General features: G+C 74.1%; 1 protein-coding gene. It reads left to right on the top strand.

Annotated elements, in window-relative coordinates; genetic code table 11:
- A partial coding sequence (locus BHU15_RS37405) for an enoyl-CoA hydratase/isomerase family protein (protein WP_069631135.1) occupies positions 1-521 on the top strand: 521 nt, incomplete at both ends.

Below are 521 nucleotides of genomic sequence, written 5' to 3'. Positions count from 1 at the left end.
CGCGGGCGCGGACATCGGGGCGCTGCGGGAGCCGGGCGACGCCATACAGGACCTCAGCGTGCGTGCGGAGGAGGCACTGGCGGCGTTCCCCAAGCCGACGCTGGCGGCCGTACGCGGCTACTGCGTGGGCGGCGGCGCCCAGTTGGCGGTCGCGTGCGATCTGCGCTTCGCGGAGGAAGGCGCCCGGTTCGGGATCACGCCCGCGAAGCTCGGTGTCGTCTACCGGGCGTCGTCGACCCGCCGGCTGGTCTCCCTGGTCGGTCCGTCGACCGCCAAGTACCTCTTGTTCTCCGGGGAGTTGATCGACACCGCGCGGGCGCTGCGGGTGGGCCTGGTGGACGAGGTGCTGCCGCCGGGCGAACTGGCGGGCCGGGTGGCCGAGTTCACCCGCGTACTGACCACGCGCTCACAGCTCACCCAGGCGGCTGCGAAGGAATTCGCGAGCGGCCGTGAGGACCGGGACGCGTACTGGGCGGCCCAGGCGGGCGCCGGCGGCGACCGGGAGGAGGGTGTGACGGCGT

This window comes from Streptomyces niveus (genome assembly GCF_001723055.1).
GTDB lineage: Bacteria > Actinomycetota > Actinomycetes > Streptomycetales > Streptomycetaceae > Streptomyces > Streptomyces niveus.
Note: the sequence above shows the minus strand (reverse complement) of the source record. Positions and strands in the feature narration are given on the sequence as shown.